This is a genomic window from Bacillus sp. EB106-07-01-XG149, assembly GCF_058791555.1.
On sequence record NZ_JBYTDP010000001.1, the window covers coordinates 1,165,973 to 1,177,396 of the forward strand.

The window sequence follows — 11,424 nt, forward strand, 5'->3', positions numbered from 1 at the left end:
AAAGGACTAACTTAATTTGAAGTTAGTCCTTTAATCTTAATTAGAATTAAGTTCTACTTTCTCTAACCCTTCAGCCAATTGTTTCTTATCTAGCCCTTCTCCTATTACTACCAAGTTCGTCGGGAAACCGAAATCTTGTTCCAGTAAAGTTGGTACCCCAAATGAATATTGGAATAGGTGCGGGTATTTATCTCCATGGAATTTCACAAATCCTTTTACACGATAAATACTATCTGGTAAATTCGAAAGCCATTCGTATAATTTATCTTGATCAATCGATTTCGTAAATTGATATGTCATCGTTTGTATATGCAAATGCTGTTTTACATGTAGTGTCTCATGTTCCCCATCATTCGTAAATTCAGCTTCTTCTATGTCTTCTAAAGATATATTACAATATTTTGTTTCAAACAATTTCGCATGATTATTTATTGCTTTCACTTCTTCAATTACTTTGTTCTTATCCGCATCTGTTAGTAAATCTGATTTATTAATTAAAATGTGGCTACCAAACTTCAATTGCTCATGCAATAATTGCTGAACGTTTGCACTTAATACTCTTCGATTTAACCACCTTACTGCATCTAAAACGACTACAATTGATTTCACTTCTAGAAAAGGTGCTAAAATTGGTGATACACACGCATCTAACACTTCAATTGGATGTGCAACACCTGTCGTTTCTATATAAATGACATCTGGTCTTTCTTGCTGATATAACGAGTGTAATTGTATTTCAAGCTCTTCTTTTAGCGTACAACAAATACATCCTTTCAGAAGTTCCCTTAAAACATTCTCTTTTCCAATAATATCTGTATCTACCGAGTATTCACCAATTTCATTCATTAATACTGCAACTTTTCTATTCTTCTTTTTCTCCGCTAACAATAAATTTTGTAATAATGTTGATTTTCCACTTCCTAAAAAGCCACCTAATATATGAATTTCTACTTTTTTCATTTGATCGACCATCCATTTCTTTATTTCAAACATATTCAAAGCGTAATAATTACGATTTATATTAATCATTTTATTAAAAGAATAGTGATTTGTAAATATATCTTCACTGTTCGTTTACTTCATAAGCAACTCGAATTCCAGACTCTATTGCTCCTTGCATCCATCCATGTGTTAATGTCGTATGCTCTCCTGCAAAGTGTACTTTGCCAGCTGGCGGCGTAATATACGGAAATAACTCGAGCTCTTGACCTGGTTCGAAAGCCGTAAATGCGCCGCAAGAATACGGATTTTGGCTCCAGCTAAAAGATGTTCCAGTAACAAACTCACTATAGACGATTTCACCGTATATTTCCGCTAAATTTTTTAATGCGTAACGTATACGATCTCTTTGCGGGAGACTATCCCACGTTAACGCCTCATCTGCCCACGTATAACTCGCTAAAACGATAGCCGCCCCTGGTGTATGAATGCCATAACTCGGATAATATGTAAATCGTATAGGTAAATCTGTAATAGATTTACCGCCACGCTGCCCCACTCTTTCCCAAAATCTACTTTTAAACTCTATCGCAATTTTAGTCGAAGCTATATAGTTTAATTCACGAATTGCCCGTCTTTTAAAATAAGAGAATAAATGATATGGCTGAACTTCTACAAATCGTAACGCTGAAAATGGAATTGTGATAATAGCAATGTCGCCTGTTACCACAAATGGATGTAACGTTTGTTCATTTGTTACTTGCATCATTACTTTATTATCTTCCTGTATAATTTTTTCTACTTTATACGACATAAAAATATTTTCTTTTAACTCCGGTAAAAATGAATTTGGTAATGTATCCATTCCGCCCGTTATCTCATAATATTTTGTCGTTGAAGTAAAAAAGATCATTTCACGTAATACTTCAATTAAAGACATTCCCATATATGCTTCCATATCTAGAAGTACCCCAATCATATCTATTGCTCCATCTGAATAATACTCGCTTAAAAATGATCCGAGCGAATATGTTTTATACTTTTTTTCAACGATGATCCAGTTTTTATTAGGATCTTTTTTTATAAAATTAAGTATTGGTTCTAATACTACTAACATTAGCTCTTCGGCTGTTTTTCCTTTTTCGTTCTCTACAATTGGATATCCAAGTATACTTGGATTTTTTTCAAACACGCTCAATCTCGTTTTAATATTATTCGTATAAATAATATCTGAAGCGGTTTTATTTACAAAAAGATTTAACGGTAATTTAAATTTACGAATGTAGGCTAAAGTTAACCCGTGTGTTTCAGGAATTCTCATTGGTCCTGCATTAAAATATAAACCAGAACTAAATGGTTCACGAATCGTATATATCCTTCCGCCTATTCGGTTATTCGCTTCTAAAATTGTTATGTTATGCCCTGCTTCTTTCAATAACGATGCTGCAACTAATCCTGAAATCCCTGCACCTGCAATAATAATCTGCTTTGGATTATTCGTTTTAACGAGCCCCACATTAATAATATGGAGCATTCTTTCCATCGTTAATGGCTGCATCATGCCCTTTTCCCCTTCGATAAAGGATTTTATTGCATTATATTCGGTTCACTCACTTCCTATGTTTCGTGCAAAGAATTGCACGGATACATTTTCAATTACTTGAATATCTTTTATAAAATGTAATAAACTAGATATGACTCTATAGAAGTAAGACGTACTATCTTACATAATAAAATCAATGAAATTGCGAGGAATTTTGAAATGAAAAAAGGTATTAACCGTGTTGTATTAGTAGGAACAGGAGCAGTTGGATGTAGTTATGCTTACTGCATGATTAACCAAGCTGTAGCTGAAGAATTTGTTTTAGTTGATGTAAACGAGGCAAAAGCTGAAGGAGAAGCGATGGACTTAAGTCATGCTGTTCCTTTTGCACCAGCTCCAACTAGAGTATGGAAAGGTAGCTACGAAGATTGTAAAGACGCTGATCTTGTAGTCATTACGGCTGGATTACCACAAAAACCAGGCGAAACACGTTTAGATTTAGTTGAAAAAAACGCGAAAATCTTTAAACAAATCGTTCGTAGTATTATGGATAGCGGATTTGATGGTATCTTCTTAATCGCAACTAACCCTGTCGATATTTTAACTTACGTAACTTGGAAAGAATCTGGTTTACCAAAAGAACGCGTAATCGGTTCTGGTACAACTCTTGATTCTGCTCGTTTCCGCTATATGTTAGGTGAGTACTTCAATATTGGTCCACACAACATTCATGCTTATATTATCGGAGAACATGGCGATACAGAACTTCCTGTTTGGAGTCACGTATCAATTGGTATTCAAAAACTACAAACGCTTCTTGATAAAGACAACACATACACGCAAGAAGATTTAGACAAAATTTTCATAAATGTTCGTGACGCAGCTTACCATATTATTGAGCGAAAAGGTGCAACTTACTATGGTATCGGTATGTCACTTCTACGTGTTACTAAGGCCATTTTAAACGACGAAAATAGTGTATTAACTGTTTCAGCATATTTAGAAGGTCAATACGGTCAAAAAGATGTTTATATCGGCGTACCTGCTGTTTTAAATCGCGGCGGTGTTCGTGAGATTTTAGAAGTGGAATTAAGTGAAGAAGAAGAATTAAAATTCGATCACTCTGTTCAAGTGTTGAAAGAAACAATGGCTCCTGTTCTGTAATCGTGAATTCAAAAAAGCAATCCAATTTACTTTGGATTGCTTTTTTTGATTGTTCCTTGAAAACATCATTTATTTTCTATCTTTTTCTATTTTTTAAACTGTTCCTCATTGTTTACATCAAGTACATCTAATAAAAAGATAAAGATTGGTATCCCGATAATAAGCCCCCATATTCCAAGGAAATGTTCTGAGAAGATGAGAATCATAAATGTATAAAAGATTGGTAAATTCGTTTTCGCAGACATAAACTTCGGATTTAAAAAGTAGCTTTCAAGAGCATGGATTACTGTAATGAACACAAGTATGTATACAACGTACATTACTCCGCCTACGTTATAAGCAATAATACAAAGTGGAAACAAGGAAATGATAACACCAGCAACTGGAATCAAACCGAGTAGAAAGACCATGACGGCCAATACAAGAAGCTGCGGAAATCCTAAAATCACAAGTGCAATTACAGTGAGTACACAATTGACAACCGCAATTAAAAACTGTGCTTCAATTACTTTACCGAACGATCTTGCAAACCTTTCACCAAAATATGCAATCTCCTCATAAAAAACCTTCAGACTACTATCTTTAAATTTCGAAGTAAATGATATTATGCGTGCTTTTTCTAACAAGAAAAATAAACTTAGAATAAGAGAGAGTAGTATTTGCAAACTGACTTTTCCTATATTTGCAATCGATTGATATATGACATCTACACCTTGTTCTATATATTTTGATACTTCCATCCCATTAATTGTTGAAAGTGCATATTTAATGATCTCATTATCAGGTGGATTTTGAAAAAACAGCCTAAACTGATAAATCAATTGGGAAATTTGTATCGTTAGCACAGGTAAATATTTATATAATGTTGTGCCGATAAAAGTAACTAATATTATATACAAACATGCGATAACAATTTTCCGATTCACTTTCAATTTCTTTGAAATAAAACGTTGAAACCGATCCATTAAAAATGTAAGTATGAACGTAATTAATATTAAATTGATCATACTTCTTAATCCATATAATACAAGCGCTACTATTATTAAAACGAGAAACCGTTGGAACCCTCTACTTCGAAAGAAATTTTTCACTTCATTCATTAAGATTTAACCTCCCCCTTCAATGGATGGAAATTGAATATATTACATTTTATGAACTTCTATAGACAATCTTTCTTACTAATTGAGAAGAATCCTTTTTTTCTTTTTATATTGTTAGATTCTTTTCATATTACCCCACTCATAGAGCTTTTTTTCGTTTACCTTTTTACAATTTTGGTGATTTTCTATTTTTAGACTGCTGCTCATACGCATATCCAATATTGAACAGTTCTTTTTCACCAAATTGCTTCCCGACAAACACTGCACCTACCGGCTCTCCATTGTCATCATATCCTGCTGGCACCGCTAATTCTGGATAACCAGCTACAGCTGATAGAAGAACTTCTTCGTTGTTAATCATAACTAAAGCATCCAAACCTTTTTCTACTAAATATCTATCTAGCTCTTTTCTTGCATTTTCTTGACTCGATCGCACTATTTTTTCAAACTCATCTTTCGTTATAGCAGATTTTTCAGATCCCTCGATTAATGTTTGTCCATACTTTATTCGTCTATTACTATCATTTTTATTAAACGCTATAATCTCTTCTAGCGATTTTACCGGTACATTTTTTTGCTGTGCAAGATAATCGTTAACATTATGTTTGAACTCATATTCTAATGTTTGCAAATTATCTACTCCCCCATCGTTTAACTGAATATCATCAGTCAATATCGCACCTGCATCTTGAAGGTCTTTTCTAATCTTCTCTGCTACTTCTTTTCTATTCTCATCTTGTCGATCTATTGAAAAAAGAACTCCTACTTTTTTCCCTATCAATCCGTCTATTGATAAGTCCTTCGTATAATCAATTCTTTCTTTATCTTTCATTTTTTCTGTCATAGCATCTTTTTCATCATAACTTACCATTATATTAAATAACGTTGCCGCATCCTTTACCGTTCTTGCCATCGGTCCTGCTGTATCAAGTGTTTCAGCTAACGGAATAATGCCAGATCTACTCACCATACCTAGTGATGGACGCAACCCAACTACTGATTGCTGCGTCGCGGGTGCTACAATTGACCCAGTCGTTTCCGTCCCGATTGCAAGTGGTGCAAAATCTGCCGCAACTACTGTAGCAGATCCAGAACTTGATCCCGATGTATCAAACGTAATCGGACCGTATGGATTCAAATTTTGTCCTTTTTTTCCGCTATATCCGCTAGGCATTGTAAAGGATAAATAATTTGCCCACTCAGACATATTCGCTTTCCCTAAAACAAACGCACCTTCTTCTTTCAACTTCTTCACGATTGTCGCATCTTCATCTGCAATCCAATCTTTTAACACATACGTGCCCGCACTTGTCGGCATCACCTTTTCTGTTTGTACATTATCTTTTACGATAACCGGCATGCCGTATAAGTTCGACTTCTTATTTGAAGACCTTTCTTTATCTAACTTTCGCGCTTCTTCCATTGCATTTGGATTAATCTCTGTAACAGCATTTAATGATATTCCATTTTGGTCATGTTCTTGTATTCTAAAAAGATAAATACTCGTTAATTCTTTATATGATAATTTTCCATCATCAATCATTTTTTGAAGCTCGTTCACAGTCGCATTTACAACCTCTTTTTCTTTTATCTTCACATTATCTATGTTAATCCCTTTCAACTGATTATGTATCGGTTTTAACACTCTATCTTTATCATATACGATACGCTCAGGTTCCTTTGGAAAATAATTTTTATACACGTAATATCCTCCGGCACATGTCAATAGGACGATCCCCCCAGCAATGGACAGCGTTATCTTTATCCACTTTTTCATGCTGTTTCCTCCGCTCTAAAAGTTGCTCAATTGTATTGAAAAAGAGAGTTATCCTTATAACCCTCTCTTATTAAAATGCTAAATGAAAAAATGAAGAATTTCAATTTAATTCATTCTTTTTTTCATTTGCTTCGCTAATAATTCCTTCACTTGATTATACGTTAACCCTGAATCCTTATTTAAACGTTTTACCTCCTCAACATCAGTACCTACCACTGTATATTTTTTCTCATCATTCATTTTTCCACTTCCCTTTCTACTGCATTATTTCTAATATTTTTCCCCTAAACTCTTATAAATTAATACAAATAAGGAAACTGTACGAAATTCAATAGCCAAAAGGGATTCAGTTACATAAGAGGAAAAGATAAAAAAATGTCGAATTTATATACATGTTGTATTTAAGGACTTGGAGGTTACATTTTGAAAACATATGAGTTTAAACAGAACATTCCAACATTAGAAGAGTACAAATACTTGTGTGATTCTGTTGGATGGACTAATTATATGAATTTTGAAGTAGCGGATACTTCACTGAAGAATTCTATTCACTGCATCACAGTGAAAGATAATGAACAAATGATTGGCATGGGGAGAATTGTTGGTGATGGAGCTATCTATTTCTATATTCAAGATATAGTGGTTCATCCGGATTATCAGAAACATGGTATTGGGAAAGAAATCATGCATCGTTTAGTTGCATACTTACATGAGAATGCCCCTGATAAGGCGTTTGTCGGTTTGTTTGCATCACAAGATAAAGAATCATTCTATGAAAAATTTGATTTTAAGGATTACTCACCAAACATGACGGGGATGTTTACTGTCATTTCAAAATAATAAACATAACAGATTTTTAATTGTAAGGAAAGACTTCGATTCATATGAAGGAAGTCGTTCTTGCAGTAAGAGTTTAACATTGCATACGAAAGGAGAGTACATATATGGCCAATATGTACTCTCCTTTCATTTAACTTTATATATATTAAATTTCTTAATAAAATTTCACTACATCTTCAGTAGGTAAGAAAGTTCTTTCTCCTGGTTGTTCATTTGGCTCACCAAATGGCATTTGTCCTACTAAGCTCCACTCTGCCGGAATGTTCCAAGTTTCTTTCACTTCAGCATCTACGATTGGATTGTAGTGTTGTAATGATGCACCAATTCCTTCAGCCGATAATAACATCCATACAGTATGTTGTAACATTGCATTTCCTTGATGAGACCAGAATGGGAACTGATCTTTATATAATGGTGCATTTTCTTGCATTTTTTCTACTGTTGCTTGATCTTCAAAGAATAACACAGTCCCAACACCTGTATGGAAACCTTTTAATCTTTCTACAGTCGCTTCAAAGTTTTCTGCTGGTACGCGGGCTCTTAGTGTTTCTTTAACAATATCCCAAAACTTTTCATGCTCTCCATCCATTAATACAACCATACGACCACTTTGCATATTGAAAGATGTTGGTGCGTGTAACGCTGTTTTTAAAACTTCTTCAATTCTTTCTTTCGTAATTGCATCGTTTTTTGTTACTTTACGAATGGAACGACGGTTCACGATTGCTTCTTTTAAGTTTGTTGTAGTTGCTGACATTTTAATTCCTCCAAATATTTGTTTTATAATTTATTTTGTTATTTCATAACAAGCGATTTAGCAATATCCATCTGTATTACATTGCATACCTTCAAATGAATTTGTTTTATCCTTTTCAATTTCTTTATCAATGACTCTTTGTAGCGTTTCTTTACTAGCAAGCCCTTGAATGACTTCATCTCCAATCATGACAGTTGGAACAGCCATAATATTCGCTTCATCATATGCATGCTGAATTGCTTCTTGATGCTTTTCTTTATATTTACGAGTTACTAACGCATCTTTAAATTCAGCTTCAGGAAGACCTACTTCTACCGCTAATTTTGTTAAAACATCAATATCTTCAATGTTTTGCTCTTCTTGGAAAAATGCTGTGAATACGCGGTGATGATACTCATTTCCTAGTCCACGTTCTTTCGCAAATTGACACCCTTCGAAAGCTAAATGTGTATATGGATGCGGAGAAACACGTGGCAAACGCATATCGATTCCTAACTTCTTCGCAGTTGGAAGAATAAAAGCATCCCATGAGCCTAATTTTTCTGGCTCATTCCATGGATCTATTTTTGAATATGGACTTGGACGTAATTCAAATGGCATCCATTCAATTTCTACATCTTTCTCTTTCGCTACTTCATCTAATGGACCTTTTGCTAAAAAACAAAATGGACATATAAAATCTGAGTATACTTTCATTTTTACAGTCATACTTTTACACCTTACCTTTATAGTTGTAATCAAATCAGTTACATTGATAATAAAAAAATATAAAATATGATTTAAGCATTCATTTTTTCTTGCAAAATTTCAAACAAATGCCCCATCGTAATATTGCTCAAAACTTCTTCCATCGCGGATTGCGCTTGTATTAATATAACTTCTAACACCGCTTGAATATTCGCTCCAATTGGACAATCTGGATTTGGTTGCTCGTGAATATGGAATAGTTTGTCTTCTTCCACTACATTCACTGCATGATACACATCTAACAATGTGATTTCATGTAAATCCTTTAATAATCCCGCACCACCTGGACCGCGATTTACATATACAAAACCAGCTTGTTTCAAGTACGACATCATTTTACGAATGACTACTGGATTTGTGTTTACACTTTCAGCTATATAGTCTGAAGTACAAAGTGAAGATGGATTGTTTTTCAAAATAGATAAAATATGAACAGCTATAGAAAAGCGGCTACTAATTTTCATCGTGATCACCACCTCGATGTAATCATTATAGTTACAACAAAAAGATAAGTCAATCCTTTTCATAGATTTTTTATAAGCAAATAAAAAAAGTGTCCCATTATGATATATGAGACACCTCTTTTTATTCTGCAAATAGCGCTTGAAATTCTTCAATAAATAGCTGCACAGCGATTGAGGAATCCTTTAATGAAGGAACAGCTAAAGCAATTTCTCTCCATACTTGTGGTTCCAATTCTCTCGTTTGCACATTCTGTGGTAAATTCGTTAAAGATAATTCGGCTAATATTGCAATACCTAGCCCTTCTTGAATCATGTTTAAAGCTGTAGTAACGGTTGATATTACATACTCAGCCCGAAGTGGTACGTTTGCTTGTTTAAACATATCAATAATGGGTGGTTCGTATCCACCCTTACATAATATAATCGGTTCATTCTCTAAATCACTAATTGTAATAGAGTCCTTCTTACAAAGAGGATGATCATCTCTTAAGATAGCAACCATTTTGCCCTTCGTTAATGGGACAATCTCCATCTCTTTATTAGGCAAAATAACAATTCCTATATCAACAACCCTCGATACTAACCAATCTTCAACCTCTTTAATCGTTCCTTCACAAAGAACAACTTCTAAGTTCGGATACTTCTCCTTAAAAAGGTTTATCATTTTGGGTAAGAAATGTGCAGAGGCACTCGGAAAACTCCCAATTCGAATCGTCCCAACTTCGTGTCCTTTCTCCATCGCAACTTCTTGTTCAATCTTCTCTACACCGTTCAAAATCTCTCTAATATGCACAAGAATTCTGTTTCCTACATCCGTAACGATTAGCCCTTTTCGTTTATCACGTATAAGAATCGTAACTCCTAACTCTGACTCAATACTTGAAATTGCATGACTTACAGCTGGCTGCGTCATATTTAACACCCGAGCAGCCTTCGTAAAACTACCTAGCTCAACAGTTTTTATTAATACTTGCAGTTGTGTAATGGTCATAACTAATCACTTATACTCCTTATAAAAAAGATTCATTTTATTTATTACAGTCGATATCATATCATAGTGAAATGAATAACAACAAGGAGGTCTTACCGTGACACAGCTTTCTCGAACTAAGACGGCCATAATCCTTACCTTTCTCGTTTTCATGTGGGGAATCAATTGGCCTTTATCTAAGTTTGCCCTGCATTATACACCACCCGTTTTATTTGCAGGCGTTCGAACTTTAATTGGAGGATTTATTTTACTCCTTTTCGCATTACCGAAATACAAAGAGTTACACTTAAAAGAAACTTGGCATTTATACGTTATTTCTTCTTTACTTAACATCATTATATTTTACGGATTACAAACTGTAGGCCTTCAATATATGCCCGCTGGGTTATTTTCCGCCATTGTATTTCTACAACCTGTTTTACTCGGCATTTTCTCATGGATTTGGCTTGAAGAATCTATGTACGGCTTAAAAATTTTCGGGCTTGTTCTTGGATTTATTGGCGTAGGTGTCATTAGCTCTAGTAGTTTAACTGGACATATTTCTATTATCGGAATCCTTCTCGCGATAGGATGCGCTATTGGCTGGGCACTTGGAACAGTATTTATTAAGAAGACTGGGCACCGCGTTAATTCCATTTGGATGGTAACACTGCAGCTTATTATTGGCGGGCTTTGCTTAATTGGATTTGGTTCAGAGTTTGAAAGCTGGTCTAGTATCGCTTGGAGTATACCATTTGTTAGCGTACTACTCTTTATTTCATTCTTTGTTATTGCAATGGGATGGCTTGCATACTTTACTCTTGTTGGAGCTGGTGAAGCAAGTAAAGTTGGGGCTTATACATTTCTTATTCCACTAATCGCTATTATTGTAAGTTCAATTTTCTTACATGAGGCCATTACTATTAGCTTATTCATCGGACTATTATTTATTGTGGTGAGTATTTGTTTCGTAAATATAAAGCCGAAAACACTTGCTGTAAGGCAGCAGGTTGAAGTGAAATAGATATAAGAAAGAGCCTACGGTTTGATATGATCCCCTTATAGTAGACAGGAAAAAGAAAGAACACTAACCTGTTTACTATGGAGGGGATTTTTTTATGGG

At 34.6% G+C, this 11,424-nt stretch carries 12 protein-coding genes; 3 read left to right on the plus strand and 9 right to left on the minus strand.

Annotated features, from left to right (window positions below; all coding sequences use genetic code 11):
• Positions 1-36: 36 nt before the first annotated feature.
• Both AC3WTA_RS05955 and AC3WTA_RS05960 read right to left on the minus strand, forming a co-directional pair.
• Complete coding sequence (locus tag AC3WTA_RS05955; protein WP_000754944.1) at positions 37-960, minus strand: CobW family GTP-binding protein; 924 nt, start codon at positions 958-960, stop codon at positions 37-39.
• Between the two features lie 103 nt (positions 961-1,063).
• Positions 1,064-2,500, minus strand: a complete 1,437-nt coding sequence (locus AC3WTA_RS05960) for a flavin monoamine oxidase family protein (protein WP_000983562.1) — start codon at positions 2,498-2,500, stop codon at positions 1,064-1,066.
• A gap of 201 nt (positions 2,501-2,701) precedes the next feature.
• Between AC3WTA_RS05960 and AC3WTA_RS05965 the strand changes: the two genes are divergently transcribed.
• Entirely contained in the window at positions 2,702-3,646 is a 945-nt protein-coding gene (locus tag AC3WTA_RS05965; protein WP_000715323.1) for an L-lactate dehydrogenase, read from the plus strand.
• A gap of 86 nt (positions 3,647-3,732) precedes the next feature.
• Here AC3WTA_RS05965 and AC3WTA_RS05970 read toward each other — a convergent pair whose 3' ends face one another.
• The 3 genes from AC3WTA_RS05970 to AC3WTA_RS05980 all read right to left on the minus strand — a co-directional run bounded on the left by AC3WTA_RS05970 (position 3,733) and on the right by AC3WTA_RS05980 (position 6,763).
• On the minus strand, positions 3,733-4,746 hold the full coding sequence (locus tag AC3WTA_RS05970) for an AI-2E family transporter (RefSeq protein ID WP_001006590.1): 1,014 nt from the start codon (positions 4,744-4,746) through the stop codon (positions 3,733-3,735).
• Between the two features lie 166 nt (positions 4,747-4,912).
• A complete protein-coding gene (locus AC3WTA_RS05975) occupies positions 4,913-6,523 on the minus strand; it encodes an amidase family protein (RefSeq protein WP_000758817.1) in 1,611 nt (536 codons plus the stop codon).
• Positions 6,524-6,628: 105 nt separating this feature from the next.
• The gene (locus AC3WTA_RS05980; protein WP_000997339.1) at positions 6,629-6,763 is read right to left on the minus strand and encodes a hypothetical protein; all 135 of its coding nucleotides are present in this window, start codon (positions 6,761-6,763) and stop codon (positions 6,629-6,631) included.
• Between the two features lie 183 nt (positions 6,764-6,946).
• Here AC3WTA_RS05980 and AC3WTA_RS05985 point away from each other — a divergent pair, with 183 nt between their 5' ends.
• A complete protein-coding gene (locus AC3WTA_RS05985; protein ID WP_000860623.1) occupies positions 6,947-7,363 on the plus strand; it encodes a GNAT family N-acetyltransferase in 417 nt (138 codons plus the stop codon).
• A 154-nt stretch (positions 7,364-7,517) separates the two neighbouring features.
• Here AC3WTA_RS05985 and AC3WTA_RS05990 read toward each other — a convergent pair whose 3' ends face one another.
• From AC3WTA_RS05990 to AC3WTA_RS06005, 4 genes are all read right to left on the minus strand, one after another.
• Positions 7,518-8,120 (minus strand): nitroreductase family protein, encoded by a 603-nt coding sequence (locus AC3WTA_RS05990; protein ID WP_001277030.1) that lies wholly within the window; start codon positions 8,118-8,120, stop codon positions 7,518-7,520.
• Between the two features lie 57 nt (positions 8,121-8,177).
• Positions 8,178-8,828 carry a DsbA family oxidoreductase gene (locus tag AC3WTA_RS05995; protein ID WP_000216675.1) on the minus strand — a complete coding sequence of 217 codons (651 nt, stop codon included), beginning with the start codon at positions 8,826-8,828 and terminating at the stop codon, positions 8,178-8,180.
• 71 nt (positions 8,829-8,899) lie between these two features.
• Entirely contained in the window at positions 8,900-9,331 is a 432-nt protein-coding gene (locus AC3WTA_RS06000) for an Rrf2 family transcriptional regulator (RefSeq protein ID WP_000704067.1), read from the minus strand.
• A 121-nt stretch (positions 9,332-9,452) separates the two neighbouring features.
• Entirely contained in the window at positions 9,453-10,322 is an 870-nt protein-coding gene (locus AC3WTA_RS06005) for a LysR family transcriptional regulator (RefSeq protein WP_000156767.1), read from the minus strand.
• A gap of 97 nt (positions 10,323-10,419) precedes the next feature.
• Here AC3WTA_RS06005 and AC3WTA_RS06010 point away from each other — a divergent pair, with 97 nt between their 5' ends.
• Positions 10,420-11,325 (plus strand): DMT family transporter, encoded by a 906-nt coding sequence (locus AC3WTA_RS06010; protein WP_000192802.1) that lies wholly within the window; start codon positions 10,420-10,422, stop codon positions 11,323-11,325.
• Positions 11,326-11,424 lie beyond the last annotated feature (99 nt).

Bases quoted from the DNA above. Each gene is read 5' to 3' on its own strand.
- AC3WTA_RS05955 (WP_000754944.1), bottom strand. From the start codon at position 960: ATGAAAAAAGTAGAAATTCATATATTAGGTGGCTTTTTAGGAAGTGGA.
- AC3WTA_RS05960 (WP_000983562.1), bottom strand. From the start codon at position 2,500: ATGATGCAGCCATTAACGATGGAAAGAATGCTCCATATTATTAATGTG.
- AC3WTA_RS05965 (WP_000715323.1), top strand. From the start codon at position 2,702: ATGAAAAAAGGTATTAACCGTGTTGTATTAGTAGGAACAGGAGCAGTT.
- AC3WTA_RS05970 (WP_001006590.1), bottom strand. From the start codon at position 4,746: ATGAATGAAGTGAAAAATTTCTTTCGAAGTAGAGGGTTCCAACGGTTT.
- AC3WTA_RS05975 (WP_000758817.1), bottom strand. From the start codon at position 6,523: ATGAAAAAGTGGATAAAGATAACGCTGTCCATTGCTGGGGGGATCGTC.
- AC3WTA_RS05980 (WP_000997339.1), bottom strand. From the start codon at position 6,763: ATGAATGATGAGAAAAAATATACAGTGGTAGGTACTGATGTTGAGGAG.
- AC3WTA_RS05990 (WP_001277030.1), bottom strand. From the start codon at position 8,120: ATGTCAGCAACTACAACAAACTTAAAAGAAGCAATCGTGAACCGTCGT.
- AC3WTA_RS05995 (WP_000216675.1), bottom strand. From the start codon at position 8,828: ATGACTGTAAAAATGAAAGTATACTCAGATTTTATATGTCCATTTTGT.
- AC3WTA_RS06000 (WP_000704067.1), bottom strand. From the start codon at position 9,331: ATGAAAATTAGTAGCCGCTTTTCTATAGCTGTTCATATTTTATCTATT.
- AC3WTA_RS06005 (WP_000156767.1), bottom strand. From the start codon at position 10,322: ATGACCATTACACAACTGCAAGTATTAATAAAAACTGTTGAGCTAGGT.